This window comes from Pseudomonas sp. RAC1 (assembly GCF_030658255.1).
Taxonomy (GTDB): domain Bacteria; phylum Pseudomonadota; class Gammaproteobacteria; order Pseudomonadales; family Pseudomonadaceae; genus Aquipseudomonas; species Aquipseudomonas boreofloridensis.
This window is the reverse complement of sequence record NZ_JAUTXS020000038.1, coordinates 582,079-608,269: the sequence shown is the minus strand read 5'-3', so window position 1 is coordinate 608,269 and position 26,191 is coordinate 582,079. Positions and strand designations below refer to the sequence as shown.

Genomic DNA, 26,191 nt, shown 5'->3' with positions numbered 1-26,191 from the left:
ATGTTCAAGTATATCGGCGACATCGTTAAGGGCACCGGCACTCAGCTGCGCAGCCTGGCCATGGTGTTCTCCCACGGGTTCCGCAAGCGCGACACCCTGCAGTACCCCGAAGAACCCGTGTACCTGCCGCCGCGTTACCGCGGCCGCATCGTCCTGACCCGCGACCCGGATGGCGAGGAGCGCTGCGTGGCGTGCAACCTGTGCGCCGTGGCTTGCCCGGTCGGTTGCATTTCGCTGCAGAAGGCCGAAACCGAGGACGGACGCTGGTACCCGGAATTCTTCCGCATCAACTTCTCGCGCTGTATCTTCTGCGGCTTGTGTGAAGAAGCGTGCCCGACCACCGCGATCCAGCTCACTCCGGATTTCGAAATGGCCGAGTTCAAGCGTCAGGACCTGGTGTACGAGAAAGAAGATCTGCTGATCTCCGGCCCCGGCAAGAACCCTGACTACAACTTCTACCGTGTTGCGGGCATGGCGATCGCCGGCAAGCCGAAAGGCGCCGCGCAGAACGAAGCCGAGCCGATCAACGTGAAGAGCTTGCTCCCATAAGGACAGAAAGATGGAATTCGCTTTCTACTTCGCATCCGGGATCGCCGTGGTTTCCACCCTTCGGGTGGTGACTGGGACCAACCCCGTGCACGCCTTGCTGTACCTGATCATTTCGCTGATCTCTGTAGCCATGATCTTCTTCGCCCTCGGCGCGCCCTTCGCCGGCGCCCTGGAAGTGATCGCCTACGCCGGCGCCATCATGGTGCTGTTCGTCTTCGTGGTGATGATGCTCAACCTGGGGCCGGCCTCGGTCGCCCAGGAACGCGGCTGGCTCAAGCCCGGCATCTGGGCGGGGCCGGTGATTCTCGCCGCACTGCTGTTGCTGGAACTGCTCTACGTGCTGTTCGTGGCACCTAGCGGCGCCGCCATCAGCGGCACCACCATCACCCCGAAAGAGGTCGGCATCAGCCTGTTCGGCCCCTACCTGCTGGTGGTCGAACTGGCCTCGATGCTGCTGCTGGCTGCGGCCGTCACCGCCTTCCACCTGGGCCGCAACGAGGCGAAGGAGTAAATCATGGGTGCTATCCCTCTCGAACACGGTCTGGCGGTTGCCGGCATCCTGTTCTGCTTAGGTCTGGTCGGGCTGATGGTCCGGCGCAACATCCTCTTCGTGCTCATGAGTCTGGAAGTCATGATGAACGCCTCTGCCCTGGCGTTCATCGTCGCCGGTGCCCGCTGGGTCCAACCCGACGGTCAGGTGATGTTCATTCTGGTGATCAGCCTGGCAGCCGCCGAGGCCAGCATTGGCCTGGCGATCCTGCTGCAACTGTATCGCCGCTTCCACACTCTCGACATCGATGCTGCCAGTGAGATGCGCGGATGAATCTTCTCTTCCTGACTTTCGTCTTCCCCTTGATCGGCTTCCTGCTGCTGTCGTTCTCGCGCGGGCGGTTCTCGGAGAACCTGTCCGCCCTGATCGGTGTCGGCTCGGTTGGCCTCTCGGCCGCCACCGCCGCCTACGTGATCTGGCAGTTCAACGTCGCCCCGCCCGCCGGTGGCGCGTACAGCCAGTTGCTCTGGCAGTGGATGTCGGTGGACGGCTTCGCGCCGAACTTCACCCTGTACCTGGACGGCCTGTCGGTCACCATGCTGGGCGTGGTCACCGGCGTCGGCTTTCTGATCCACCTGTTCGCCTCCTGGTACATGCGCGGCGAAGCCGGTTACTCGCGCTTCTTCTCGTATACCAACCTGTTCATCGCCAGCATGCTGTTCCTGATCCTGGGCGATAACCTGCTGTTCATCTACTTCGGCTGGGAAGGCGTGGGCCTGTGCTCGTACCTGTTGATCGGCTTCTACTACAGCAACCGCAACAACGGCAATGCTGCTCTCAAGGCCTTCATCGTCACCCGTATCGGCGACGTGTTCATGGCCATCGGCCTGTTCATCCTGTTCGCCCAACTGGGCACGCTGAACGTTCAGGAACTGCTGGTACTGGCGCCCCAGAAATTCCAGGCTGGCGACACCTGGATGGTCCTGGCCACCCTGATGCTGCTCGGGGGTGCGGTCGGTAAGTCGGCGCAGTTGCCGCTGCAGACCTGGCTGGCCGACGCCATGGCCGGTCCCACCCCTGTATCGGCACTGATCCACGCGGCGACCATGGTCACCGCAGGCGTCTACCTGATCGCCCGTACCCACGGTCTGTTCACCCTGGCCCCGGACGTGCTGCACCTGGTCGGCGTGGTGGGTGGTGTCACCTTGGTGCTGGCCGGCTTCGCGGCACTGGTGCAGACCGACATCAAGCGTATCCTCGCCTACTCCACCATGAGCCAGATTGGCTACATGTTCCTCGCCCTGGGCGTAGGAGCCTGGGATGCGGCCATCTTCCACCTGATGACCCACGCCTTCTTCAAGGCCCTGCTGTTCCTCGCTTCCGGCGCGGTGATCGTGGCCTGCCACCATGAGCAGAACATCTTCAAGATGGGTGGGCTGTGGAAGAAACTGCCGCTGGCCTACGCCAGCTTCGTGGTCGGGGGCGCGGCACTGTCGGCCCTGCCGATACTGACCGTGGGCTTCTACTCCAAGGACGAGATCCTCTGGGAAGCCTTCGCCAGTGGCAACACCAACCTGCTCTACGCAGGCCTGGTGGGCGCCTTCATGACCTCGCTGTACACCTTCCGCCTGATCTTCATCGCCTTCCACGGCGAGGCCAAGACCGAAGCCCACGCCGGCCACGGCATCAGCCACTGGCTGCCACTGGGCGTGCTGATCGTGCTGTCGACCTTCGTCGGTGCCTGGATCCATCCGCCGCTGGCCGGCGTGCTGCCGGAAAGCGCCGGTCACGCCGGTGGCGCAGCCAAGCACTCGTTGGAAATCGCCTCGGGCGCCATCGCCTTGGCGGGCATCCTGCTGGCCGCCGTGCTGTTCCTGGGCAAGCGTCGTCTGGTCACCGCCATCGCCCACAGCAGCATCGGTCGCGTACTGTCGGCCTGGTGGTTCGCGGCCTGGGGCTTCGACTGGATCTACGACAAGCTGTTCGTCAAACCTTATCTGCTGATCAGCCACCTTCTGCGCAAGGATCCGGTTGACCGTGGTATTGGCCTGATTCCTCGCATGGCTCGCGGTGGCCACGTCGCCATGAGCAAGACCGAGACCGGTCAGCTGCGCTGGTATACCGCCTCCATCGCCGTAGGTGCCGTCTTGGTACTCGGCGCCGTGATTGTGGCTGCGGTATGACCGTGAATATTGCGAACCTCGCGAACCTTGCGACTCTGCGAAAGGAAACGAACCCGTCATGATTCTGCCTTGGCTGATCCTGATCCCCTTCATCGGCGGCTTCCTGTGCTGGCTGGGTGAGCGCTTCGGCGCCACCCTGCCGCGCTGGATCGCGCTGCTGACCATGTCCCTGCTGCTCGGCATCGGCCTATGGCTGTGGGGCACCGGCAACTACACCCTGGCCCCCGCTCCGGGCGCCGAGCCCGCCTGGGCGCTGGAATACAAGGTCCAGTGGATCCAGCGCTTCGGCATCAGCATCCACCTGGCCCTGGATGGCCTGTCGCTGCTGATGATCCTGCTCACCGGCCTGCTCGGCGTGCTGTCGGTGCTGTGTTCCTGGAAAGAGATCCAGCGCCACGTCGGCTTCTTCCACCTCAACCTGATGTGGATCCTCGGTGGCGTGGTCGGTGTATTCCTGGCCCTGGACCTGTTCCTGTTCTTCTTCTTCTGGGAAATGATGCTGGTGCCGATGTACTTCCTCATCGCGCTCTGGGGTCACAGCTCGGCCGATGGCAAGAAGACCCGGATCTACGCCGCTACCAAGTTCTTCATCTTCACTCAGGCCAGTGGCCTGATCATGCTGGTGGCGATTCTTGGCCTGGTGCTGGTCAACTACAACGCCACGGGCGTGATCACCTTCAACTACAGCGACCTGCTCAAGGCGCAGTTGCCGCCGGGTGTCGAGTACCTGCTGATGCTCGGCTTCTTCATCGCCTTCGCGGTCAAGCTGCCGGTGGTGCCGTTCCACTCCTGGCTGCCTGACGCCCACGCCCAGGCGCCGACCGCCGGCTCCGTGGACCTGGCCGGTATCCTGTTGAAGACCGCCGCCTACGGCCTGCTGCGTTTCGCCCTGCCGTTGTTCCCCAATGCCTCGGCCGAGTTCGCCCCCATCGCCATGACCCTGGGTCTGATCGGCATCTTCTACGGCGCCTTCCTGGCCTTCGCGCAGACCGACATCAAGCGCCTGATCGCCTTCTCCAGCGTCTCGCACATGGGCTTCGTGCTGATCGGCATCTACTCCGGCAGCCAGCAGGCCCTGCAAGGCGCGGTGATCCAGATGCTCGCCCACGGTTTGTCGGCCGCCGCGCTGTTCATCCTGTCCGGCCAGCTGTACGAGCGCCTGCATACCCGTGACATGCGCCAGATGGGTGGCCTGTGGCACCGCATCGCCTACCTGCCGGCCATCAGCCTGTTCTTCGCCGCCGCGTCGCTGGGCTTGCCGGGCACCGGTAACTTCGTCGGCGAGTTCCTGATCCTGATCGGCAGCTTCGCCCACGTGCCATGGATCACCGTGATCGCCACCACTGGCCTGGTGTTTGGTTCGGTCTACTCGCTGATCATGATCCACCGCGCCTATTTCGGTCCGAGCAAGGCTGACACCGTCTTGGCCGGCATGGACACTCGCGAGCTGATCATGGTGCTGGGTCTGGCGGCACTGCTGGTCCTGCTGGGCGTGTATCCGCAGCCGTTCCTCGACACCTCTGCCGCCACCATGAGCGGTGTGCAGCAGTGGCTCGGTTCCGCTTTCACTCAACTCGCTTCGGCCCGGTAAGAGCGCTATGGAATTCACCACTCAACACTTCATCGCATTGGCGCCGATGCTGATCACCACCCTCACCACGGTGGTGGTGATGCTGGCGATCGCCTTCAAGCGCAATCACTCGCAGACCTTCCTGCTGTCGACGGTGGGCCTGAACCTGGCCCTGCTGTCGATCCTGCCCGCCTTGAAAGTGGCACCACTGGCGGTCACCTCCCTGGTGACCATCGACAAGTTCGCCTGCCTGTACATGGCGATCGTCCTGGTGGCTACCCTGGCCTGCGTGACGCTGGCCCACGCCTACCTGGGCGAAGGCGCCAAAGGTTTCCCAGGCAACCGTGAAGAGCTGTACCTGCTGCTGCTGATGTCGGCCCTGGGCGGTCTGGTGCTGGTCAGCGCCAACCACCTCGCCGGCTTGTTCATCGGTCTGGAACTGCTGTCGGTTCCGGTCTATGGCCTGGTGGCGTATGCCTTCTTCAACAAGCGCTCGCTGGAAGCCGGCATCAAGTACATGGTGCTGTCGGCTGCGGGCTCGGCCTTCCTGCTGTTCGGCATGGCGCTGCTGTACGCCGATGCCGGCAGCCTGACCTTCGACCAATTGGGCAAGGCGTTGGCCGCGACCAGCATGCCGAGCCTGCTGGCCCAGCTGGGCCTGGGCATGATGCTGGTTGGCTTGGCCTTCAAGCTGTCCCTGGTGCCCTTCCACCTGTGGACCCCGGACGTCTACGAAGGCGCTCCGGCGCCAGTGGCCGCGTTCCTGGCCACCGCCAGCAAGGTTGCGGTATTTGCCGTGGTGGTACGTCTGTTCATGCTCTCCCCTGCTGCCAGCAGCGGCGTGCTGAGCACCGTACTGGCGGTGATCGCAGTAGCCTCGATTTTGGTCGGCAACTTGCTGGCACTGACCCAGAGCAACCTCAAGCGGCTGCTTGGTTACTCATCCATCGCCCACTTCGGCTATCTGCTCATCGCCCTGGTGGCGAGCAAAGGCCTGGCCATGGAAGCCATGGGCGTGTATCTGGTCACCTACGTGATCACCAGCCTCGGCGCCTTCGGCGTGATCACCCTGATGTCCTCGCCCTACGCCGGCCGTGACGCCGACGCGCTGTACGAGTACCGCGGCCTGTTCTGGCGTCGTCCGTACCTGACGGCGGTGTTGACCGTGATGATGCTGTCGCTGGCGGGTATTCCGCTCACGGCAGGCTTCATCGGCAAGTTCTACATCATCGCCACCGGTGTGCAATCGCAACTGTGGTGGCTGGTCGGGGCTTTGGTGATCGGCAGCGCCATCGGCGTCTACTACTACCTGCGGGTCATGGTCACCCTGTACCTGGCCGAGCCGAACCTGCGCAGCCACGATGCGCCGCTGCGTTGGGAACAACGTGCCGGTGGCGTGATGCTGCTGGCCGTGGCGATCCTCGCCTTCGTGCTGGGCGTATACCCGCAACCGCTGCTGGACCTGGTCCAGCAGGCTGGACTGCACCTGGTCGGTTGATACACTGACCGCAAGACAAGACACCCCGCTTCGGCGGGGTGTCTTGTTTCAGGAGCAGGCGCTGCGCCAGGCATCGATCAGCTGAGGTCAACCGCTGCTCGCGCGATCCCTTGCCGGACACTGCGCCCTGTGCAGATTGAGCGCGGTGTTGATGATACCGATGTGACTGAAGGCCTGGGGGAAGTTACCCAGCATGCGCTGCCCGATCGGATCGTACTGCTCGGCCAACAGACCGACGTCGTTGCACAGTCCGGTCAAATGGTCATACAACGTCTGGGCCTGCTCCTGGCGCCCCAGTAACACATAAACGTCCGCCAGCCAGAACGAACAGACCAGGAACGTACCTTCCCCAGGCGTCAGGCCATCGCCGCCACTGTCGGTGTCGTAGCGCAGCAACAGACCTTTGTTCATCAGCCGCTGCTCGATCTGCTCGAGCGTGCGCAAAAAGCGCGGATCCTCGGCAGGCAAAAAACCGGTGAGCGCAATCTGCAACAGGCTGGCATCCAGATCCTTGGAGCCGTAGGCCTGGACGAAATGCTGACCACTGGCATCGAGTCCCTGTTCACAGACCTCGCGATGAATCTGCTCGGCCACCCGCCGGTAATGCTGTCCCTGCTCGCGGCCCTCTTCGGTGGTTTCAGCCAGACTCGCCGCGCGGTCGAAGGCGACCCAGGCCATGACCTTCGAATGCACAAAGTGCTGGCGCCCGCCGCGCACCTCCCAGATGCCCTCGTCCGGTTCACGCCAGATGCTCTCGAGGTAGGGCATGATCAACCGCGCGATGGCGGCGCTGCGCGGGTGTCGTGGTAGCCCCCCTTTGAGCGCCTGACTCATGGCATCGGCCACTTCGCCATAAATGTCCAGTTGCCGCTGCCCGGAGGCGGCATTGCCGACCCGCACGGGACTGGAATGCTCATACCCGGCCAGCCAGGGCAAGGTGAACTCGGCCAGGTCGCGCTCGCCCGCCAGGCCATACATGATCTGCATCTGTTCCGGATTGCCGGCCACCGAGCGCAGCAGCCATTCGCGCCACGCCTGGGCTTCGTCGAAGTAACCGAGGTTCATGAACGCCAGCAGGGTCATGGTCGCATCGCGCAGCCAGCAGAACCGGTAGTCCCAATTACGTTCGCCGCCGATACGCTCGGGTAACGAGGTGGTGGCCGCAGCGACGATGCCACCGGTCGGGGCGTAGGTCAGCGCCTTGAGGGTCAACAGCGAACGACGCACCAGCGCGCTGTTCGGGCCGATGTCGGGGCAGCGAGCAGCGAATGACCGCCAATGGCTGATGGTGTGGGCCAGCGCCTCGTCGGCGTCGAAGTCCGCCTCGTCCGGCAGGTGCGAAGGCTGATGACGCAAGGCGAACACCTGGCGTTCGCCCGCGCCGACACGGAATCGGCAGACGCTGTGGTGGTCCATGGCATGCAAACCCACCGTGCTGCGCAGGATCAGCCGGTCGGGCCCGGCGACCGCGCTGAGACTCAGCGGATCGAGCCGCTCCACCCACGGCACGCTGCGGCCATAATCGAAGCGCATCACCAGATCGAGTTCGAAGTGGGTCTGCCCGGAAATGCCCTCGACGATACGCACTACGGCGTTCTGTTCGCCCATGGGCATGCAATCCAGCACACGCGCCTGACCTGCGGCGGTGGTCCATACGGTTTCCAGCACCAGCGTGTCATCCAGGTAGCGCCGCGTGCACTGCTGCACAGGATCGCTGGGCGCCAGGCGCCAGCGTCCGTTCTCCTGATTACCCAACAGGGCAGCAAATACCGCAGGTGCGTCGAAACGCGGCAGGCACAACCAGTCGATCGAGCCATCGCGGCTGACCAGAGCGGCGCTGCGGCAATTGCCGAGCAAAGCATAGTCTTCGATGTGCGCGGGCATTGGGACTCCTTGGGAAAGCGCTTCGGTTCGTTCTGCGTGTGACCACGGCAACGGCCGCTTTGCGCCATCGGTCGAGGCGCGGGCTGCCCAGCCAGACAAATCCTGCAGCACGTCAACGACGCCTGTCGGTGCACATGGCACACTGTGGCGCTTCATTCCCTCTTCAACTGTGAAGGATCACCCTGCCCCATGTCCTCTGACCTGCTACTGGTCCTCGGCCTGCTCGCTGTCGTCGTCACCCTGTTCATCGTCAACCGTCCGCGCATGGACGTGGTGGCGCTGCTGGTGATTCTGTTCCTGCCACTCTCCGGCATTCTCACGGTCGAACAGGCCCTGGCAGGCTTCAGCGATCCGAACGTGGTGCTGATCGCGGCCTTGTTCGTGATCGGCGAAGGTCTGGTGCGTACCGGCATCGCCTACCGTATCGGCGAGTGGATGAGTGAGCGCGCCGGCCGCAGCGAGGCGCGCCTGCTGGTGCTGCTGATGGTGGCGGTGGCCGGGCTTGGTGCAGTGATGAGTTCCACCGGCGTGGTGGCGATCTTCATCCCGGTGGTGCTGAGCATTGCCGCGCGCCTGAAGCTGTCGCCCAGCCGGCTGATGATGCCGTTGAGCTTCGCCGGTCTGATCAGCGGCATGCTCAGCCTGGTGGCGACGCCGCCCAACGTGGTGGTGCACAGCGAACTGGTGCGCCATGGCCTGGCCGGTTTCAGCTTCTTCAGTTTCACCCCGTTCGGGCTGGTGGTGCTGGTGCTCGGCATTGGCTACATGCTGCTGACTCGCCATTGGCTCAACGGTGAGGTACGCAAGGACGGACGCAGCGAGACTCGCCGGACCCTGCTCGACCTGGTGCTGGACTACAAACTCAGTGGTCGCGAACGCCGCCTGCGCATTCGCCCGGACTCGCCCCTGGTCGGGCATACCCTCGGCGAACTCGAACTGCGCACTCGACACGGCGCCAATGTGGTCGGTATAGAACGCCAGCACAAGTTCACCACCCGGGTGATCGCTGCTGATTCCGGCACTGTGCTGCACCAAGGCGATGTGCTGCTGCTCGATCTGTTCGCCAATCACGACAACCTGCGCAGCCTGTGCCAGGCCATGCAGCTCGAACCCCTGCATTTCAAGGCCGCCTACTTCATCGATCAATCGCAGGAAGTGGGCATGGCTGAGGTATCGCTGCCGCCGGGTTCGCAACTGATCGGCAAAAACCTCCTCGAACTGAGCTTCCGTAGCCGTTACGGCCTCAATGTGGTCGGCCTGCGCCGCGAGCAGAACGCAGTGCAGACGCCCCTGGTAGAAGAGAAGCTGCGCCTGGGCGATACCCTGCTGGTCATCGGCCCGTGGAAATCAGTACGCCAGTTGCAAGCCGAGCCTCGGGACTTCATCGTCCTGAGCCTGCCCGCGGAAATCGACCAGGTGGCGCCAGCTCGCGCCAGGGCGCCGCAGGCGCTGGCCAGCCTGGCGGTGATGATCGCCTTGATGGTGAGTGGCCTGGTGCCCAATGTCATCGCGGCACTGATCGGCTGTCTGCTAATGGGCGCCGGGCGCTGTATCGACATGAACAGCGCCTATCGTGCCATCCACTGGCAGAGCCTGGTGCTGATCGTCGGCATGCTGCCGTTCGCCCTGGCCCTGCAGAAGACCGGCGGTATAGACCTGGCGGTAACGGCGCTGGTGAGTCTGCTCGGTGGCGCCGGGCCGCAGGCCATACTTGCCTGCCTGTTCGCCCTTACGGCGCTGATCGGCTTGTTCATCTCCAATACCGCCACCGCAGTGTTGATGGCGCCGGTGGCAGTCAGCACGGCACAACAACTGGGCCTGTCGCCCTATCCCTTCGCCATGATCGTGGCGTTGGCTGCCTCGGCAGCCTTCATGACGCCCGTCTCCTCACCGGTCAACACCTTGGTGCTGGGCCCCGGGCAATATCGCTTCGCCGATTTCGTCAAAGTGGGCGTGCCGTTCACACTGCTGGTCATGGTCGTCAGCGTGGTCATGGTGCCCTGGTTTTATGGTCTGTAGCGCACAACGCTCAAACTCGAGCTGCGATGAACGGATATCACCGAGGATAGGTGCCAAATAATATCCAATTGACATCAATTCATCGCTTGAACCACACTTCACGCCGTGCCCCAGGTGTTGCCGCAGTCGTCCTGGTCTACCTTTTCGCTTGTGGTCGAGCTCATGGTTTTTCCAGCCCATTCGCGCCTGTTGCCTGCGTTGCTGCTGTTCGGTCTGACCTTCGCCTTGACCCTCGGGGGTATCCTGGCCCGGCCGATCGAATCGCTGTCGCTGTTCTGGCCTGTGAACGCGGTGCTGGCCGGAGTACTGCTCCGCCATCCTCGCCACGGCAGTTTCGTCGGCATTGCGCTGATGTACCTGGCGATGGTGGGTGCCGATCTGTTGTGCGGCAGTCAATGGTATCCGGCACTGTGGTTCAATCTGTGCAATGTTGGCGCAGTCATCACCTTCTGGCGTCTGTTGGTCAACTTGCCGCGCCAGCATCGGCGTCTACGCACCCCTCATGGCGTACTGCGCACGTTCGCCGCCTGTGCGGCCGGCGCGATGGTCGCCGCCACGCTCGCCTGCCTTATGGCAACACCCTGGTTCGACCAATCGCTGCGCTCGACCTGGATGGCCTGGTTTAGCGAGCAGTTCTCCACCAGCGTGCTGGTCTTGCCGATCATGCTCACCGCGCCTTCCCTGCCTGCCCTGCTGCGCAGCAGTGGCCAGCGGATCAGCCTGTCTCCCCTGCTCATGCTGCTGGCCTCGTTGGCCCTGAGCATCGGTTTCGGCGGTCCGGGTGCGATCGCCTTCCCGATCTCGGCCTTGCTGTGGTGCGCCCTGAGCTATTCACCGTTCCTGCTTTCGCTGTTGACCCTGACCGCAGGAAGCACGTTGATCGTGGCGGTTGCGCAGAACCTCATGCACTTCAGCATGCCGCAGAGCCAGGCCGGAGTGACCGCCTTGATGTCCGCACGGTTGGGCATCGCCATGCTGGTGCTCGGCCCGTTGATCGTGGCGTGTATCAGCCACGCCAACCGCGCGCTGCTGGCGCGCCTGGCTCACCAGGCGAACGTCGATCACCTCACCGGTGCCCTCACCCGCAGTGCTTTCACCCGACAAGCGAACGCCTTGCTGGAAGGCCGTCGACAGCACAGTCAGAGGCTGCCTTTGACCCTGATGATGCTCGACATCGACCATTTCAAGGCGATCAACGACCGGCATGGCCATGCGGTTGGAGATCAGGTTCTGCGTGAATGCGCCCAGGTACTGCAGGGGCAGCTGCATGACGGCGAACTGCTTGCCCGCCTGGGCGGCGAGGAGTTCGCAATCGTCGTGCCGGGGCTGCTCCCGGAACAGGCCAGCTTCACCGCCGAACGCTTGCGCCGCGCCGTTCAGGAGTTGCAGGTGCGTGAGGGCGAAGAGCAACTGCGCGTCACCGTGAGCATCGGCATCAGCGGTTGCAGCGATCAGCGCCCGGCCTCCAGCCTGGACAACCTGCTGGCCGACGCCGATCAGGCGCTGTATCGGGCCAAGGCGCAAGGTCGCAATCGGGTGGAGCAGGCCCAGCGCCAGGTGATTTGAATCGCCGGCCGCCTGAGCCGTATCAGGAGCCGTCACGCCGCTGAGCTAGCCCTCACACGCTGTACAAATTCTGCTCAATCTAACGAAGCCCGCTCCCCCTCTGGTCTCCAGCGCTTTATCCACAGACCTGCCCACGTTTTCTGTGGACAGAATTCCCAGGCAGGAGAACGACTTATCGCACAGCGTCCGTCGCTGATGCTTTTTCAGTGAGACGGCTTCACGCACAAACGCCGCGAGCCCGTCTCAACCAGAGACAGGCTCGAAAGGCTGTAGTAAAGAGACTTTCAACTCGGAGGAATGGTGCCCAGCAGGCCAATCGCAATTGTCAGCAGCAGGAAACCACCCAGGAAAAACGCAAGCTTGCCCATTGGAACCTCGAGACAGTAGGGACTGATTGGCGGAGCTGCCCACTACGGTTGCGGTGCAGCCCCGCTTGCCCTGCGCATGATGCTTGGCACTGCAGGGCTTGGAGGCTATTGTCAGGCCTGCACTGATACGGTTACAGATTCAGCTTTGCGGAAAAAAAGCATATCAGATGCAGTGCGGCACACGCCTTTCAGTCCAGTCGACGCAACTTGTGCATCGGCAGCCAGCCCAGCTCGCCATTGCGCTGCCTGCGGCACCACAACCAGCCATTGAGCGGCCGCAACCCGACCATGACCTGACCGGGATCGACGTCCAACTCATGCGCCGAATACGGCTCCAACGCCCTGCCCTCGCCGACTCCCAGGCGCTCTATCACCTGCGCCGGTACCCATCCCGCCTCCTGACCTGCACAGTGGCACAGGTACCAATCCTCCCAGCCTCTGTCTCCCTCATAGCGCTGACCGATCTGCAAGCGCACGCCCTGTGCGAAGCTGATGGGTTTCGGATACTCGCTGCGATGCCTTTCGATGACCACGTAGTTCACACGCCACTCCTTGGCTGAATGAGAAGATGCCCAACGTCGGTTTACAGTGCCATGACCATTTCGTGCCAGGCCATCCCGCCATGCTCGGAGCTGGACGGCTGCACATAGCGATAGCCCATCTTTTCGTAAAGACCAACATGTCGATCCTTACACATCAAATGAATGGTCGACTTGCCGCGCTCGCGCATCTGCTCGACGAAGCGCGCCATCAACTGCGCGGCCAGTCCACGCCCCTGGAACGCCGGATCGACCACTACCGACATGATCACCACATTGGTAGCCTGCGCATCATGCCCGATCAGCTCTTTGAACGCCTCGTCGGACATCACGACTTCATGGGCGCAACCACTGTTGATGAAGCCGGCGATCTGGCCGTCCAACTCCAACAGCAAAAACCCTTCAGGGTACTGGGCGATACGGGTGGCGATCTTTTCACGGGTGGCGGCTTCATCGCCTTCGTATGCGCTGGTTTCTATCTGGTAGCAGCGATCCGTGTCGGCAGGCGTGGCGCAACGCAAACGAATGGCGGTCATGACGTTTTCCCTGGTGCGAATTTCGGAGGTCGACATCCTAACCGCAGCGGCGCCGTCACGCATCGCCATTAGTAGTTGATAGCTCAGTGCTATGTATCGATAATCTCGCGCCTTAACCTGCTAGCAAGGATCCGCTGTGAGAAAACTCTACCTGACCCTGCCGTTCTGTGCCCTTCTGCTACAAGGCTGCGGTGTCACCATGGCCCGCTACGAACCTGACTTCCAGAACGTTCAGCAACTGAAGCAGCATGCCCCCTTGCAACCTGTGCGCGACGCTCAAGTCAACGCCGATGCCGGACAGGATTCGCTGAGGGTTCGCCTGAATCCGATCTCGTCACCCATTGGCAGTATCCCTGCGCATGTTCAAACGGCTATCAACGACGAGTTGCGCCGCGCAGGCCTGCTCGATCCCAAGGCGGACCGCGAGTTGCACGTCCAGTTGATCAAGAGCCAACTGACTGCCGGCCTTGCCAATGGCGAAGGTGAACTGGCTGCCCGATTTACCCTTCGCCGAGGCGGACAGGTCGTTTATGAGGCGACCAAAGACGTGACCCGCGAATGGGATAGCAGCTTCTTCGGTCCAATTGCCATCCCGGCCGCTGCCAACAACTACAACCCAATGTTGCAGGCACTACTCAAGAGTTTGTACAGCGACCCGCAATTCATCCGGGCGATGAAATAGGCCTACGTCCTCAAGAAAAAGAGCCGCAAAAGCGGCTCTTCTTGTATCAGGCGCGCGGTGTGCGGCCTTCGATCGACGAGTACTTGGTCCGATTCTTTTCAACCCAGCTTTTCAGCAGTGCGTTGACCTGACGGGCGAATGTGTCACTCACAGCCGCCTTTGGTGTATTTCCCGCCAAAGGCAGGAACCAGATACCCATCCAAGTGTTGATAGCATCGTGGTTGGAAGACTTGGCCAGCGCCTGACCGCGATCATCCAGCGTTTCGAGCGTCATGGTGTACTGGTCGGTGGCCAGCGCGGGAATGATCGTCAGGGTCAAGCCGCTGATGAACGCAAATACCGCTTGCCCACCACTCGGTGTGTGGTTGTAGACCTTCAACCGTAAACGGTCATCACCCGGTTGACGCTCGAACTCATCGAGTGTCACCCGACCGAACAGGCCAGATTCAGTGAGGATACGTTTGAGCTCGGGCTTGAGCATATCTCGAGCTTGAGGCACTTCGTTTGCCTTGACACTACCAGGGTCTCCCTGGAAGAAGTCGAAGTCTACATAGACGTTCGGCTTGTTCGAGTAGCTGGCCATCGAAGGCAGGTCTACGTGGGGTACTTCATCCTTGGTGAAACTGGCACATCCACCCAGCGTGACGACCATCGCCAGACCCAGGGCTTTTAGAAATTGCATATCGACTTCCTTGCTTGATGACTACGACCCCTTTGAAGGGGGCTGCATTTTAGAAGGTCGGACGAAAAATGCAAAATCATGCCGTCTAAGTTTTGGCTGAGTAGGACATCGTGACCCTGAGCATCTTACTGCAAAGGGGTAGAAAAGAGCGCGGACATCCATTTTAAGGAATACAGATGGTCTAAAAAACCACTCGGGTCGTGAAGCCGAGTGGTTTTTTGGATCAGTTGGGGGGAGCTGATTAGTTAGTGATCATCAAATCCAAGCTGGTGGCATCACAGGAGTGATCTGCTTTCTTGTTGATTGCTAGATAGATGGCTGAGCCCTGATCCACACCGACATTAGCGGCTTTAATCACCGAACTACCGCCATTCGGAAGGTTCCCGCTTTGAATCGGTACATCGCCCAAATTCAAGGTCCAGGAGATTCCATCGCCGCAGGCATCATGGAGGTCGTTGATCCGACCCAGCACGTTGATGCTGCCATGAATGGGACTGGTCCAGCGGACAATGGTCTCGCTGTTGGAACCTGGATGGGTGACCACGTCGCCCTGCTTGAAGACGAAGCTTCCGCCACTACCCGTAAAGGTGAAGCTTTTTTTGATGATGTTGATGTAGGCACCGGTGCTTGCGTCTCTCCAGCACGTTACATTGGCACCGTTACATGTATCCGCGACGAATGTCGGGAGGGGCGTGTAGTTGGCTGACAGACTCTGTGCCGTTTTATTCTGCATGAACGACCATGGCGAGCCGGGGGCCGCGCGCTCCGTTGCAATGTACATGTCGCGAGCCAAGTTCCAGGACTGTGCAGTTGCTGCCCATAGAGGGGGCGCGTTAACACCGCAAAACAGCACAGCGGAAAGAACGATACTTTTTGCAATTTTCATAAATTTGCCTCGGTGTCGGTAAGAGAATTGATGCTGTTGTACGGTCAATGCCGCATTCAATTCGCTCGCTGGCGATCACTCGAGGCTCAAGGCCTTCGCCCAGAATCACTGCTCGTGTACATGGGTAAGAGACAGGATTGTCTCAGAGTAAAACTGTACATGCAACCAGTATTCAATCCGTGCTTGCCTTGGTCAACGTCGTATCAGGGTTGAGCCTGCGGACATTACGGATCCATTGATTGCCTGACAGGGACACTCAACCCAACGGCCGAGCTAGGGCTGGCCTCTTGAGTACATAAATCCATCGAATGGCAACAAAGCATTACTCCTGTCCGTAAACGCAAAAACCCCCGATTTCTCGGGGGTTTGAATATGGCGGAAGCGTAGAGATTCGAACTCTAGGATAGTTGCCCATCGACGGTTTTCAAGACCGTTGCCTTAAACCACTCGGCCACGCTTCCAGCGCGTTCAGCGGCGGCAATCATACCGTAATGAAACAAGCTGTCAAACTCTCTATGTCGCCGGTTGCGAAGGCTCTGTTATGATCTTTGCATCTGAACGTTTCAAACCCACAGGATCCACAGGAGTATCGCCATGCGCGAGCAGGATTACGCCGTACATCACGGCCAGCAGGTCGAGCAGCAGGAGGTCAGCAAGGTCCTGCGCAACACGTACAGTCTGCTGGCTCTCACGCTTGCATTCAGCGGTGTCATGGCCTTCGTCGCCCAGCAGATGCGCGTCGGCTACCCGAACGTGTTCGTGGTGCTGATCGGCTTCTACGGTTTATTCTTCCTAACCGCCAAGCTGCGCGATTCGGTCTGGGGCCTGGTCTCCACCTTCGCCCTCACCGGCTTCATGGGCTTCATTCTCGGGCCGATCCTCAACCGCTATCTCGGCATGGCCGGCGGCGCCGAAGTCGTCAGCTCGGCGTTTGCCATGACCGCGCTGGTGTTCGGTGGTCTTTCCGCCTACGTACTGATCACGCGTCGTGACATGAGCTTCCTCAGTGGCTTCATCACTGCGGGCTTCTTCGTACTGCTGGGCGCCGTTGTGGCGAGCTTCTTCTTCCAGATCAGCGGTCTGCAACTGGCGATCAGCGCGGGCTTCGTGCTGTTCTCCTCGGTCTGCATTCTGTTCCAGACCAGCGCCATCATCCATGGTGGTGAGCGTAACTACATCATGGCGACCATTAGCCTGTATGTTTCGATCTATAATTTGTTCATCAGCCTGCTGCAGCTGTTTGGCATCATGGGTCGTGACGACTGATCGACATTAGCTAATGGCTAGGAGAGCCCGCTTCGGCGGGCTTTTTCATGCCCACTCTCCTCTATCCCTTCTCCCCCCTGCCCCGTAGAATGCGTTCCTTTTTTGCTTCCGGGCGTTTCCCATGAGCTCAAACGAACACGAGCCAGGTGCAGCAGCGCCTGCCAACGAACTGGTTCTCGGCCTCGAGGACAAGCCGAAACTGATGATAGGCCTGCTGGCTGCGTTGCAGCATCTGCTGGCGATCATCGTGCCGATCGTGACGCCGGGTCTGCTGATCTGCCAAGCACTGGGCGTGTCGGCGCGGGAGACCAACCTCATCGTATCCATGTCCCTGGTCATCTCCGGCATCGCCACCTTCGTTCAGTGCAAACGCTTCGGCCCCTTCGGTGCTGGACTGCTGATCGTGCAGGGCACCAGCTTCAACTTCGTCGGACCACTGATCGCCGGTGGCGCGCTGATGGTCAAGCAGGGCACCCCCGTCGAGGGCGTAATGGCATCGATCTTTGGCGTAGTGATCGCCGGCTCGTTCGTAGAGATGGGCGTGTCGCGCATCCTGCCGTTCATCAAGCGTCTTATCACGCCGCTGGTGACGGGTATCGTGGTGCTGATGATCGGCCTGACGCTGATCAAGGTCGGTCTGATCAGCATGGGTGGCGGCTTTGCAGCGATGGGTAATGGCACCTTCGCCAATGGCGAGAACCTGCTGCTGTCAGGCGTAGTGCTGGCAATCATCGTGGTGCTCAACCGTGTGCCAATGGTGTGGATGCGCAGCTGCGCCATCGTCATTGCCTTGGCGGTTGGCTATGCCCTGGCGGGCTATCTGGGCCGCCTGGACTTCACCGGCATGCATCAGGCCGCGGTGTTCCAGGTTCCAGTACCTCTGCACTTCGGCCTGGGTTTCTCCTGGGCGCTGTTCATTCCGATGCTGGTCATCTACCTGGTGACCTCGCTTGAAGCTATCGGCGATGTGACGGCCACCAGCAAGGTTTCACGCCAGCCGGTCCAGGGACCTCTCTGGATGCAGCGGATCAAGGGCGGGGTACTGGTCAACGGCGCTAACTCTCTGCTGGCCGGGCTGTTCAACACCTTCCCCAGTTCGATCTTTGCGCAAAACAACGGGGTGATTCAGCTCACCGGCATTGCCAGCCGCCACATTGGCGTCTGGATCGCGTTTATGCTGGTGCTGCTGGGACTGTTCCCAGCCGTGGCGGGAATCATCCAGGCGGTGCCTGAACCGGTGCTGGGCGGGGCGGCAATGGTAATGTTCGGTGCGGTCGCAGCCTCCGGTATCAATATCCTGGCCAGTACACATCTGGACCGTCGGGCGCTGTTGATCATCGCCGTGTCACTGGCGCTCGGGTTGGGCGTTGCGCAAGTGCCGGAATTCCTGGCCCATATGCCCGCGGCCCTGCGTAACGTACTGGAATCGGGCGTGGCCACCGGCGGTATTTGTGCCCTGGTGTTGAACTGGTTCCTGCCGGACACCCACGCACGCACTTGATCTATGCGTACTCCAGACAAGGCCCGCGCCCACAGGTGCGGGCTTTTTGCTTTATCATGAGCGCATTTCCTTGCCCGAGCTTTCCATGAACTTCGCCATCGCGGTGTTTTCTCCAGCCCATGCGCCCTCCTCGCGCCGTGCGCTACGCTTCGCTGAAGCGGTGCTGGACGGCGGGCACCAGATTACCCGATTGTTCTTCTATCAAGATGGCGTCCACAGCGCCTCGAATACCATCGTGTTCCCTCAGGATGAGCGGGATGTGGCCGCACAGTGGCGCACGTTCGTCAGTGATAACCAGCTCGACGCTGTGGTCTGCATCGCGGCTGCGCTGCGCCGGGGTGTGCTCGACGAAGCAGAGGCCAACCGCTACCAACGCCCTGCCGTGAACCTGTCTGAGCCTTGGGAGCTGTCCGGTCTTGGGCAGTTGCATGAAGCTGCGCAAGTGGCGGACCGCCTGGTCTGTTTCGGAGGCGATTGAAATGGCCAAGTCCCTATTGATCATCACCCGCCAGGCTCCTTGGGCAGGTATGTCCGCACGCGAAGCACTGGACATCGCCCTAGCCGGGGGCGCCTTCGATTTGCCAATCGGCATGCTGTTTCTCGATGATGGCGTGTTTCAGCTCGCCAGCGGCCAGCAACCAGCAGCGCTGCAGCAGAAAAATCTCGCGGCCAACCTGCAAGCGCTGCCGATGTTTGGCGTCGACGAGTTGTTCGCCTGCGCGCGTAGCCTGCAAGCGCGCGGATTGGATACCCACTCGTTGGAATTGCCAGTGCAGGCACTCGACGATGCAGCCCTGTCAGTCCTCATCGCCCGATTCGATCAAGTGATAACGCTCTGATGAAAACATTACACGTCATTAGCCATTCCCCCTTCGGTGATAGCCGCCTGACCAGTTGCCTGCGACTACTGGGCACCCAGGACGCATTGCTGCTGTGCGGTGATGCAACTTACGCTCTCAAGGCCGATAGCGAACCCTTCCGCGCGCTGCGGTCCGCAGATCTGGAGGGCCGCCTGTTCGCGCTCGATGAAGACCTGCAAGCCCGTGCCATTTGTGGCGAGCCCGCACAGGCTGTGGACTACCCAGCCTTCGTCGAACTCTCGCTGCACTACGATAAGGTCAACACCTGGTTATGAGCATTCTGACTGCTGGCGATCGCACCATTGGGTTGGACAAGGATGGGTTCCTGCTCGATCTGCAAGCGTGGTCCGCCGACGTCGCCGAAGTGCTGGCCGCACGAGAAGGTATCGTCCTCAGTGCGGAACACTGGGAAGTCCTCGAACTGCTGCGTCAGTTCTATGAGGAGTACCAACTCTCTCCCGCTACCCGTCCGTTGATCAAGTACGCAGCGCTGAAACTCGGCCCGGACAAGGGCAATAGCCCCCACCTGAACCGTCTGTTCAAGGGCACCCCTGCGAAATTGGCCGCCAAGCTAGCCGGCCTGCCCAAGCCGACCAACTGCATATGAGCGAGCCGATGAACCCGACCCCGCTTAACGTGCACACGCCGCCCGAACACCCCTTCGCCGAGTTCGTGCGCATTCTTGGCAAGGGCAAGCGCGGCGCGCGCGGCCTGACCCGCGAAGAAGCCCGCGCGGCGATGACGATGCTGCTCGAAGGCAAGGTCGAGGACACCCAGCTCGGCGCGTTCCTCATGCTGCTGCGACATAAGGAAGAAAGTCCGGAGGAGCTGGCAGGCTTCACCCAAGCGCTGCGCAGCCAGGTGCAAGCACCACCCCTGGCAGTCGACCTGGACTGGCCAAGCTACGCCGGCAAGAAGCGTCACCTGCCGTGGTATCTGCTCGCGGCCAAGTGCCTGGCCAACACCGGTGTGCGCATCTTCATGCACGGCGGCGGCGCTCATACCGCCGGGCGCTTGTATACCGAGCAGTTGCTCGGGCTGCTCGATATCCCTCTGTGCCGCGACTGGCAAGCGGTAGCCAACAGCCTTGACCAGCGCGGCCTGGCATTCGCCCCCTTGCAAGACTGGGCACCGCAACTGCAGCGCATGATCGACCTGCGCAATACCTTGGGCCTGCGTTCACCCATCCACTCGCTGGCCCGTGTACTCAATCCGCTCGGCGCTAGCCGCAGCCTACAGAGTATTTTCCATCCGGGTTACCAGGCCGTTCACCGCGAAGCCAGTCGACTGCTCGGTGACTCCGCGCTGGTAATCAAGGGCGATGGCGGTGAGATCGAGGTCAATCCAGACGTTGTCAGCCATCTTTATGGCACCGATGACAGCCTGGCCTGGGATGAGGAATGGCCAGCATTAAGCGCCCAGCGTCACGTCAAACCGGCAAGCCTGGACCCACACCACTTGCTGGCGGTCTGGCGCGCAGAGGCGCATGACAGCTACGGCGAGTTGGCAGTCATAGCGACCATCGCCCTCGCGTTACGTGGGCTCGGACAAGACCGTGAGCAGGCCTTCAGTAACGCCCGAGAGGCTTGGCAGGCGCGCAATACATCTGATTAATCGATCAAAAGCAGGCGATCTTTGCACTGATCGCTCGAACGATATTCCATAGACTGGTCTCCAATCACCAATGACTGGCTATTGGAGCGCTCACATGGGCCTTTTGATCGATGGCCGCTGGCATGACCAGTGGTACGAAAACAGCAAGGACGGCGCTTTTCGCCGCGAAGACTCGCAACGCCGCGGCGCGTTGCCAGTTGCCGAAGCGGGACGCTATCACCTGTACGTTTCGCTGGCGTGCCCCTGGGCCCATCGCACCCTGATAATGCGCACCCTCAAGGGCTTGCAACCCTTGATCGACGTTTCGGTGGTCAGTTGGTTGATGGGCGAGCATGGCTGGACCTTCGACACCGCGCAGGGCTCGACCGGCGATGCGCTCGATGGATTGCAGTACCTCTACCAGCGCTACACATCGGACGATCCGCACTACAGCGGCCGCGTTACGGTGCCGGTACTGTGGGACAAGCAAGAGCAGCGCATCGTCAACAACGAGTCGGCGGAAATCATCCGCCTCTTCAACACCGCCTTCGACGCACTGACCGGCAACCGACTGGATCTCTATCCCGAGATGCTGCGCAGCACCATCGACGCGCTGAACGAACGCATTTACCCGGCCGTGAACAACGGCGTTTACCGGGCAGGCTTTGCCACTACCCAGCACGCCTACGAGGAAGCGTTCGACGAGGTGTTCGACGAGCTGGATCGCCTGGAAACATTGCTGGACACGCGCCGGTACCTGGCCGGTGAGTACCTGACCGAAGCCGATGTACGATTGTTCACTACGCTGGTGCGTTTCGACGCCGTCTACCACGGCCACTTCAAATGCAACCTGCATCGCGTGGCCGATTACCACAACCTCTCGAACTGGCTACGGGAGCTGTATCAGTGGCCAGGAATCGCAGATACCGTGGATATGCAGCATATCCAGAATCACTATTACCTCAGCCACAAGACCATCAATCCGAACGGCATCGTACCCAAGGGACCGCAGCAAGACTTCGGCTTGCCACATGACCGGACGCGCCTGCCGGGTAACGGCATTTTTGAAGGGTAGAACCTAACGGGGCCGCTCAGCGGCCCCGCTAGAATTCAGCTGTTTTGCGCGCCTTCGAACCATGCCAGTTTTTCGCGCAGTTGCACCACTTCGCCCACAATCACCAGCGTTGGAGCGTGAACGTCGTGACGGGCCACCAACTCAGGCAGGTCGGCCAAGGTACCGGTGAACACCCGCTGGTTGCGCGTCGTGCCTTGCTGTACCAGCGCCGCTGGTGTGCTGGGGGCTCGCCCATGGCGGATCAGTTCGGCGCAGATAGCCGGTAACCCGACCAGTCCCATATAGAACACTACCGTCTGTGCAGGCGCGACCAAGTCAGTCCACGGCAGGTTGCTGGTGCCATCTTTGAGATGGCCAGTGACGAAACGCACCGATTGGGCGTGATCGCGATGGGTCAGTGGAATGCCGGCATACGCCGAACAGCCGCTGGCTGCGGTAATCCCAGGCACAACCTGAAACGGAATACCCTCTGCTGCGAGCTCTTCAATTTCCTCGCCACCGCGCCCGAAAATGAATGGGTCGCCGCCTTTCAGGCGTAATACACGCTTGCCTTGACGGGCCAGATCGACTAGCAGGCGATTGATCTGCTCCTGGGGCACCGCGTGTTCTGCCCGGCGCTTGCCGACATAGATACGTTCTGCGTCGCGCCTGCACATGTCGATGATGGCCGGAGCCACCAGGCGGTCATACAGCACGACATCAGCCTGCTGCATCAGCCGCAAGGCACGGAAGGTCAACAGATCGGGGTCGCCAGGACCGGCGCCGACCAAGTACACCTCACCCCCTTGCTGAACAGGCGCACCGTCGACCATCGCCTGCAACAGACGCTCAGCCTCCGCCCCCTGCCCGGCCAATTGACGTTCGGCGATCGGACCTTGGAACACGGTTTCCCAGAAGCCCCGCCGCTGGTTGACGTCCGGATAGAGACCTTTGACCTTGTCACGAAAACGCGCGGCCAAACCCGCCAGCTCACCGTAAGCCGACGGAATCCAGGCCTCGAACTTGGCGCGAATCAGACGTGCCAGTACGGGTGCGTCGCCGCCACTGGACACCGCGATCACCAGCGGCGAACGATCGACGATTGCCGGGAAGATCACAGTGCACAGCGCCGGAGCATCCACCACATTGACCGGCAGGTTCATGGCCTGCGCATCGGCCGACACCTGAGCGTTAAGAGCTGCATCGTCGGTGGCCGCGATCACCAGCCGACAACCTTCCAGGTCGCCAACCTGGTATCCGCGCACCCGCACCTCTCCGCCGCCTTCCCTGGCCAGCGTAGCGAGCTGACCATCGACCTCAGGCGCCACTACGCGTAGCAGGCCGCCGGCCTCTGCCAACAGACGCGCCTTGCGCAAGGCGATCTCGCCGCCGCCGACAACCAGCACCCACCCGCCCTGCAACCGGTGGAACAGTGGCAGGTATTTCATTTAGCGAATGACCTCGACGCCGCCCATGTAGGGCTTGAGTACCTCTGGCACGCGAATCGACCCGTCAGCCTGCTGGTAATTTTCCAGCACCGCAACCAGCGTACGGCCCACGGCCAGGCCCGAGCCATTGAGGGTGTGCACGAGCTCCGGCTTGCCAGTCTCCGGGTTGCGCCAGCGCGCTTGCATGCGTCGAGCCTGGAAATCGCCGCAGTTGGAGCAGGAACTGATCTCGCGATACTTGCCCTGACTAGGCACCCAGACTTCGAGGTCATAGGTTTTCACTGCACTGAAGCCCATGTCCCCGGTGCACAGCGCCAATACTCGGTAAGGCAGTTCGAGTAATTGCAAAACGCGTTCGGCGTTGGCGGTCAGGCCTTCCAGCGCCTCCATGGACTTACCCGGTTCGACGATCTGTACCATCTCGACCTTGTCGAACTGATGCTGACGAATCATGCCGCGCGTATCACGACCCGACGCACCCGCCTCGCTGCGGAAACAGGGAGTGTGCGCAACGAACTTGATCGGCAGTTGCTTGGCGTCGAGGATTTCGCCGGAAACGATGTTGGTCAGCGACACTTCGGCGGTAGGGATCAGGTAGAAGTCAGCTTCACCTTCACGGCTGATCTTGAACAGGTCTTCCTCGAACTTCGGCAGCTGACCGGTACCTTGCAATGCCGGAGCCTGAACCAGGTACGGGGTGTAGGCCTCTTCGTAGCCATGCTCGCTGGTGTGCAGATTGATCATGAACTGCGCCAAGGCTCGATGCAGGCGAGCGATCGGACCGCGCAGCAAGGCGAAACGAGCGCCGGACAGCTTGGCGGCGGTTTCGAAGTCCAGGCCGCCACTGATCTCGCCAAGGGCGACGTGATCCTTGATATCGAAATCGAATTCAGGCGCTGTACCCCAGCGACGCACCTCGACGTTGGCCTCTTCGTCCGGGCCGACGGGTACGCTGGCATCAGGCAAGTTGGGGATGGTCAGCACGATGCCGTCCAGCTCGGCCTGGATCTCGTCCAGTTCGGTCTTGCCGGCGGCCAGCTCGTTGGCCATGCGCTCGACATCCGCCATCAGCGGCGCAATGTCTTCGCCCTTGGCCTTGGCCTGGCCGATGGACTTGGAGCGGGCATTACGCTCGGCCTGCAGCTGCTCGGTGCGGGTCTGCACCGATTTGCGACGCTCTTCCAGTGATTCGATGCGCGCGACATCCAGGCTGAAGCCACGGGAGGCCAGGCGATCCGCCACTTCCTGAAGTTGGCCGCGTAACAGTTTGGCATCGAGCATATCGTTCTCTCGTTATATGAAGGTGTTGGTTCAGATTCGGGTCAGAGCGAGGCCAGCCCAGGTCGCGAGCAGGCCGCCCAGTACACTGGCGGCGGCGTAGCCGAATGCCAGCGGCGCCTGTCCGCTTTCGAGCAGGCGCACGGTGTCCAGTGAAAAGGACGAAAAGGTGGTCAGGCCACCGACGAAGCCGACGATCAGTCCGGCCCGTACCTCGATAGGCACGCCCGGCTTGTTGAGGAACATGCCGTAGAGCACGCCGATGATCAGGCAGCCCACCAGATTGACCGCAAGCGTAGCGAGATAGAAGTGCCGTGGCCAGTGGGCATTGACCCAGTTACCTGCAGCGAAGCGCAGCAAAGTGCCGACGATGCCCGCAGCGCTGACCGATGCGACGAGTGCAATCACGTTTTTCTCCGTTGCCGTGGACTGTTGCGATCCAGTTCGGCCAAGTGGCGCAGCTTTTCGCCGATCTTCAGTTCCAGGCCGCGCGGCACCGGTTGGTAATAGGGCCGCGGCGCCAAGGCATCGGGGAAGTAGTCCTCACCTGCCGCATAGGCATCCGGCTCATCGTGGGCATAGCGGTATTCATCGCCATAGCCCAACTGCTTCATCAGCTTGGTCGGTGCGTTACGTAAATGTAACGGAACCTCCAGCGAACCGTGCTCGGAGGCCTCCCGCAGCGCCGTCTTGAAACCCATGTACACGGCATTGCTCTTGGGCGCACACGCCAGGTAGGTAATGGCCTGGGCCACCGCCAACTCACCCTCGGGGCTGCCTAGCCGCTCCTGTACGTCCCAGGCCGCCAGACACAGGCTCAGTGCACGCGGATCGGCATTACCGATGTCCTCGCTGGCCATGCGCACCACACGACGGGCGATGTACAGCGGATCGCAACCGCCATCGAGCATCCGCGCGAACCAATACAGCGCGCCGTCAGGATTGGAACCGCGAACCGACTTGTGCAGAGCCGATATCTGGTCATAGAACGCCTCGCCACCCTTGTCGAAGCGCCGTCGACTATCACCGAGCAGACTCTGCAGCATCTGCACATCGATCTCGCTGCCGTCTTCGGCAAGGTCCGAGGCATTTTCCAGGAAGTTGAGCATGCGCCGACCGTCACCGTCGGCAGCGGCCATGAGCATGGCGAAGGCTTCATCTCCGACTCGTAGATTGCGCTTGCCCAATCCACGCTCTTCACTCAGGGCACGATCAACCAGTTTGCGCAGAGCGGCTTCGTCCAGACTCTTGAGTACATAGACACGCGCCCGCGACAGCAAGGCGTTGTTCAGCTCGAAGGAGGGGTTCTCGGTGGTAGCGCCGATGAACAGCAGGGTGCCGTCTTCCACATAGGGCAAGAAAGCATCCTGCTGGGACTTGTTGAAGCGGTGCACTTCATCGACGAATAGAATCGTGCGTCGACCGTACTGACCGGCTTGCTGCTTGGCCACTTCCACGGCCTGACGAATCTCCTTGACCCCGGCCAGCACAGCCGACACGGTTTCGAAATGCGCGTCGCAAAACTGCGCCAGCAGCCGCGCCAAGGTGGTCTTGCCGACACCGGGCGGCCCCCAGAAGATCATCGAGTGCAGAGCACCCTGCTCCAGTGCCTCGCGCAGCGGCTTGCCGCGCGCCAGCAGGTGCTCCTGGCCCACGTACTCGTCCAGGTTGGACGGACGCAATCGGGCTGCCAGCGGCTGGGCGACAGGCTCGCTTCGAAACAGGTCCATGGTGCCTCG

26 protein-coding genes and 1 tRNA gene are annotated in these 26,191 nt (G+C 61.3%); 17 read left to right on the top strand and 10 right to left on the bottom strand.

Annotated features, from left to right (window positions below; translation table 11 throughout):
• Genes nuoI through nuoN form a run of 6 tightly spaced genes read left to right on the top strand, consistent with a single transcriptional unit; the run spans window position 1 to window position 6,290 of the window.
• The gene (gene nuoI, locus Q7C30_RS20105) at window positions 1-549 is read left to right on the top strand and encodes an NADH-quinone oxidoreductase subunit NuoI (protein WP_016488223.1); all 549 of its coding nucleotides are present in this window, start codon (window positions 1-3) and stop codon (window positions 547-549) included.
• 10 nt (window positions 550-559) lie between these two features.
• Window positions 560-1,060, top strand: a complete 501-nt coding sequence (gene nuoJ / locus Q7C30_RS20100) for an NADH-quinone oxidoreductase subunit J (protein WP_039578378.1) — start codon at window positions 560-562, stop codon at window positions 1,058-1,060.
• Window positions 1,061-1,063: 3 nt separating this feature from the next.
• The gene (nuoK, locus tag Q7C30_RS20095) at window positions 1,064-1,372 is read left to right on the top strand and encodes an NADH-quinone oxidoreductase subunit NuoK (RefSeq protein ID WP_008096201.1); all 309 of its coding nucleotides are present in this window, start codon (window positions 1,064-1,066) and stop codon (window positions 1,370-1,372) included.
• A complete protein-coding gene (gene nuoL / locus Q7C30_RS20090; protein WP_039578386.1) occupies window positions 1,369-3,222 on the top strand; it encodes an NADH-quinone oxidoreductase subunit L in 1,854 nt (617 codons plus the stop codon). The genes nuoK and nuoL overlap by 4 nt, the downstream gene beginning before the upstream one ends.
• Window positions 3,223-3,280: 58 nt before the next feature.
• Window positions 3,281-4,813: an NADH-quinone oxidoreductase subunit M gene (nuoM, locus tag Q7C30_RS20085; RefSeq protein WP_317872516.1), complete on the top strand. Its 1,533-nt coding sequence runs from the start codon at window positions 3,281-3,283 to the stop codon at window positions 4,811-4,813.
• A gap of 7 nt (window positions 4,814-4,820) precedes the next feature.
• A complete protein-coding gene (gene nuoN, locus Q7C30_RS20080) occupies window positions 4,821-6,290 on the top strand; it encodes an NADH-quinone oxidoreductase subunit NuoN (protein WP_029614119.1) in 1,470 nt (489 codons plus the stop codon).
• Between the two features lie 87 nt (window positions 6,291-6,377).
• Here the strand turns inward: nuoN and Q7C30_RS20075 are convergent, their stop codons facing one another.
• Window positions 6,378-8,174 (bottom strand): glycoside hydrolase family 15 protein, encoded by a 1,797-nt coding sequence (locus Q7C30_RS20075; protein WP_317872515.1) that lies wholly within the window; start codon window positions 8,172-8,174, stop codon window positions 6,378-6,380.
• 189 nt (window positions 8,175-8,363) lie between these two features.
• Here Q7C30_RS20075 and Q7C30_RS20070 point away from each other — a divergent pair, with 189 nt between their 5' ends.
• The gene (locus Q7C30_RS20070; protein ID WP_317872514.1) at window positions 8,364-10,193 is read left to right on the top strand and encodes an SLC13 family permease; all 1,830 of its coding nucleotides are present in this window, start codon (window positions 8,364-8,366) and stop codon (window positions 10,191-10,193) included.
• A 162-nt stretch (window positions 10,194-10,355) separates the two neighbouring features.
• Window positions 10,356-11,759 carry a diguanylate cyclase gene (locus tag Q7C30_RS20065; RefSeq protein WP_317872513.1) on the top strand — a complete coding sequence of 468 codons (1,404 nt, stop codon included), beginning with the start codon at window positions 10,356-10,358 and terminating at the stop codon, window positions 11,757-11,759.
• A gap of 556 nt (window positions 11,760-12,315) precedes the next feature.
• Here the strand turns inward: Q7C30_RS20065 and Q7C30_RS20060 are convergent.
• On the bottom strand, window positions 12,316-12,669 hold the full coding sequence (locus tag Q7C30_RS20060) for an SH3 domain-containing protein (RefSeq protein ID WP_317872512.1): 354 nt from the start codon (window positions 12,667-12,669) through the stop codon (window positions 12,316-12,318).
• 41 nt (window positions 12,670-12,710) lie between these two features.
• The gene (locus Q7C30_RS20055) at window positions 12,711-13,202 is read right to left on the bottom strand and encodes a GNAT family N-acetyltransferase (protein WP_317872572.1); all 492 of its coding nucleotides are present in this window, start codon (window positions 13,200-13,202) and stop codon (window positions 12,711-12,713) included.
• 136 nt (window positions 13,203-13,338) lie between these two features.
• Between Q7C30_RS20055 and Q7C30_RS20050 the strand changes: the two genes are divergently transcribed.
• Entirely contained in the window at window positions 13,339-13,884 is a 546-nt protein-coding gene (locus tag Q7C30_RS20050) for a hypothetical protein (protein WP_317872511.1), read from the top strand.
• Between the two features lie 46 nt (window positions 13,885-13,930).
• Here the strand turns inward: Q7C30_RS20050 and Q7C30_RS20045 are convergent, their stop codons facing one another.
• The 3 genes from Q7C30_RS20045 to Q7C30_RS20035 form a co-directional block, all read right to left on the bottom strand.
• The gene (locus tag Q7C30_RS20045) at window positions 13,931-14,566 is read right to left on the bottom strand and encodes a hypothetical protein (RefSeq protein ID WP_317872510.1); all 636 of its coding nucleotides are present in this window, start codon (window positions 14,564-14,566) and stop codon (window positions 13,931-13,933) included.
• Window positions 14,567-14,807: 241 nt separating this feature from the next.
• On the bottom strand, window positions 14,808-15,452 hold the full coding sequence (locus Q7C30_RS20040) for a hypothetical protein (protein ID WP_317872509.1): 645 nt from the start codon (window positions 15,450-15,452) through the stop codon (window positions 14,808-14,810).
• Between the two features lie 373 nt (window positions 15,453-15,825).
• Window positions 15,826-15,913 (bottom strand) — tRNA-Ser (locus tag Q7C30_RS20035).
• 133 nt (window positions 15,914-16,046) lie between these two features.
• On the opposite strand from Q7C30_RS20035, the gene Q7C30_RS20030 reads away from it, so the two are divergent.
• The 8 genes from Q7C30_RS20030 (at window position 16,047) to Q7C30_RS19995 (ending at window position 21,747) form a co-directional block, all read left to right on the top strand.
• Complete coding sequence (locus Q7C30_RS20030; protein ID WP_029614455.1) at window positions 16,047-16,718, top strand: Bax inhibitor-1/YccA family protein; 672 nt, start codon at window positions 16,047-16,049, stop codon at window positions 16,716-16,718.
• Window positions 16,719-16,839: 121 nt separating this feature from the next.
• On the top strand, window positions 16,840-18,219 hold the full coding sequence (locus Q7C30_RS20025; RefSeq protein WP_317872508.1) for a nucleobase:cation symporter-2 family protein: 1,380 nt from the start codon (window positions 16,840-16,842) through the stop codon (window positions 18,217-18,219).
• Between the two features lie 85 nt (window positions 18,220-18,304).
• Entirely contained in the window at window positions 18,305-18,697 is a 393-nt protein-coding gene (gene tusD, locus Q7C30_RS20020) for a sulfurtransferase complex subunit TusD (protein WP_317872507.1), read from the top strand.
• Between the two features lies 1 nt (window position 18,698).
• Entirely contained in the window at window positions 18,699-19,058 is a 360-nt protein-coding gene (gene tusC, locus Q7C30_RS20015) for a sulfurtransferase complex subunit TusC (protein ID WP_317872571.1), read from the top strand.
• Window positions 19,058-19,354, top strand: coding sequence for a sulfurtransferase complex subunit TusB (gene tusB, locus Q7C30_RS20010; protein WP_317872506.1), 297 nt, complete (start codon window positions 19,058-19,060; stop codon window positions 19,352-19,354). Before tusC ends, tusB begins: the two co-directional genes overlap by 1 nt.
• The gene (locus tag Q7C30_RS20005) at window positions 19,351-19,686 is read left to right on the top strand and encodes a TusE/DsrC/DsvC family sulfur relay protein (protein ID WP_317872505.1); all 336 of its coding nucleotides are present in this window, start codon (window positions 19,351-19,353) and stop codon (window positions 19,684-19,686) included. Before tusB ends, Q7C30_RS20005 begins: the two co-directional genes overlap by 4 nt.
• Window positions 19,683-20,693: a glycosyl transferase family protein gene (locus tag Q7C30_RS20000; protein WP_317872504.1), complete on the top strand. Its 1,011-nt coding sequence runs from the start codon at window positions 19,683-19,685 to the stop codon at window positions 20,691-20,693. Before Q7C30_RS20005 ends, Q7C30_RS20000 begins: the two co-directional genes overlap by 4 nt.
• Before the next feature lie 94 nt (window positions 20,694-20,787).
• On the top strand, window positions 20,788-21,747 hold the full coding sequence (locus Q7C30_RS19995) for a glutathione S-transferase family protein (protein ID WP_317872503.1): 960 nt from the start codon (window positions 20,788-20,790) through the stop codon (window positions 21,745-21,747).
• 35 nt (window positions 21,748-21,782) lie between these two features.
• Here Q7C30_RS19995 and cysG read toward each other — a convergent pair whose 3' ends face one another.
• Genes cysG through Q7C30_RS19975 form a run of 4 tightly spaced genes read right to left on the bottom strand, consistent with a single transcriptional unit; the run spans window position 21,783 to window position 26,182 of the window.
• Window positions 21,783-23,174, bottom strand: a complete 1,392-nt coding sequence (gene cysG, locus Q7C30_RS19990; RefSeq protein ID WP_317872502.1) for a siroheme synthase CysG — start codon at window positions 23,172-23,174, stop codon at window positions 21,783-21,785.
• Window positions 23,175-24,455 carry a serine--tRNA ligase gene (gene serS, locus Q7C30_RS19985; protein ID WP_029614448.1) on the bottom strand — a complete coding sequence of 427 codons (1,281 nt, stop codon included), beginning with the start codon at window positions 24,453-24,455 and terminating at the stop codon, window positions 23,175-23,177. It abuts the gene before it with no gap.
• Window positions 24,456-24,485: 30 nt separating this feature from the next.
• Window positions 24,486-24,860, bottom strand: coding sequence for a fluoride efflux transporter CrcB (gene crcB / locus Q7C30_RS19980; RefSeq protein WP_317872501.1), 375 nt, complete (start codon window positions 24,858-24,860; stop codon window positions 24,486-24,488).
• On the bottom strand, window positions 24,857-26,182 hold the full coding sequence (locus tag Q7C30_RS19975) for a replication-associated recombination protein A (RefSeq protein WP_029614446.1): 1,326 nt from the start codon (window positions 26,180-26,182) through the stop codon (window positions 24,857-24,859). The genes crcB and Q7C30_RS19975 overlap by 4 nt, the downstream gene beginning before the upstream one ends.
• Window positions 26,183-26,191: the final 9 nt, after the last annotated feature.

What these genes read in the sequence shown, in the direction of transcription:
- tusD (WP_317872507.1), top strand. Translation starts at nt 18,305, where the DNA reads ATGAACTTCGCCATCGCGGTGTTTTCTCCAGCCCATGCGCCCTCCTCG.
- Q7C30_RS20030 (WP_029614455.1), top strand. Translation starts at nt 16,047, where the DNA reads ATGCGCGAGCAGGATTACGCCGTACATCACGGCCAGCAGGTCGAGCAG.
- nuoJ (WP_039578378.1), top strand. Translation starts at nt 560, where the DNA reads ATGGAATTCGCTTTCTACTTCGCATCCGGGATCGCCGTGGTTTCCACC.
- nuoI (WP_016488223.1), top strand. Translation starts at nt 1, where the DNA reads ATGTTCAAGTATATCGGCGACATCGTTAAGGGCACCGGCACTCAGCTG.
- Q7C30_RS20005 (WP_317872505.1), top strand. Translation starts at nt 19,351, where the DNA reads ATGAGCATTCTGACTGCTGGCGATCGCACCATTGGGTTGGACAAGGAT.
- nuoK (WP_008096201.1), top strand. Translation starts at nt 1,064, where the DNA reads ATGGGTGCTATCCCTCTCGAACACGGTCTGGCGGTTGCCGGCATCCTG.
- tusB (WP_317872506.1), top strand. Translation starts at nt 19,058, where the DNA reads ATGAAAACATTACACGTCATTAGCCATTCCCCCTTCGGTGATAGCCGC.
- cysG (WP_317872502.1), bottom strand. Translation starts at nt 23,174, where the DNA reads ATGAAATACCTGCCACTGTTCCACCGGTTGCAGGGCGGGTGGGTGCTG.
- serS (WP_029614448.1), bottom strand. Translation starts at nt 24,455, where the DNA reads ATGCTCGATGCCAAACTGTTACGCGGCCAACTTCAGGAAGTGGCGGAT.
- Q7C30_RS20055 (WP_317872572.1), bottom strand. Translation starts at nt 13,202, where the DNA reads ATGACCGCCATTCGTTTGCGTTGCGCCACGCCTGCCGACACGGATCGC.
- Q7C30_RS20075 (WP_317872515.1), bottom strand. Translation starts at nt 8,174, where the DNA reads ATGCCCGCGCACATCGAAGACTATGCTTTGCTCGGCAATTGCCGCAGC.
- Q7C30_RS20000 (WP_317872504.1), top strand. Translation starts at nt 19,683, where the DNA reads ATGAGCGAGCCGATGAACCCGACCCCGCTTAACGTGCACACGCCGCCC.
- Q7C30_RS20065 (WP_317872513.1), top strand. Translation starts at nt 10,356, where the DNA reads ATGGTTTTTCCAGCCCATTCGCGCCTGTTGCCTGCGTTGCTGCTGTTC.
- Q7C30_RS19995 (WP_317872503.1), top strand. Translation starts at nt 20,788, where the DNA reads ATGGGCCTTTTGATCGATGGCCGCTGGCATGACCAGTGGTACGAAAAC.
- Q7C30_RS20025 (WP_317872508.1), top strand. Translation starts at nt 16,840, where the DNA reads ATGAGCTCAAACGAACACGAGCCAGGTGCAGCAGCGCCTGCCAACGAA.
- nuoM (WP_317872516.1), top strand. Translation starts at nt 3,281, where the DNA reads ATGATTCTGCCTTGGCTGATCCTGATCCCCTTCATCGGCGGCTTCCTG.
- Q7C30_RS20040 (WP_317872509.1), bottom strand. Translation starts at nt 15,452, where the DNA reads ATGAAAATTGCAAAAAGTATCGTTCTTTCCGCTGTGCTGTTTTGCGGT.
- tusC (WP_317872571.1), top strand. Translation starts at nt 18,699, where the DNA reads ATGGCCAAGTCCCTATTGATCATCACCCGCCAGGCTCCTTGGGCAGGT.
- nuoL (WP_039578386.1), top strand. Translation starts at nt 1,369, where the DNA reads ATGAATCTTCTCTTCCTGACTTTCGTCTTCCCCTTGATCGGCTTCCTG.
- Q7C30_RS20045 (WP_317872510.1), bottom strand. Translation starts at nt 14,566, where the DNA reads ATGCAATTTCTAAAAGCCCTGGGTCTGGCGATGGTCGTCACGCTGGGT.
- nuoN (WP_029614119.1), top strand. Translation starts at nt 4,821, where the DNA reads ATGGAATTCACCACTCAACACTTCATCGCATTGGCGCCGATGCTGATC.
- Q7C30_RS20070 (WP_317872514.1), top strand. Translation starts at nt 8,364, where the DNA reads ATGTCCTCTGACCTGCTACTGGTCCTCGGCCTGCTCGCTGTCGTCGTC.
- Q7C30_RS19975 (WP_029614446.1), bottom strand. Translation starts at nt 26,182, where the DNA reads ATGGACCTGTTTCGAAGCGAGCCTGTCGCCCAGCCGCTGGCAGCCCGA.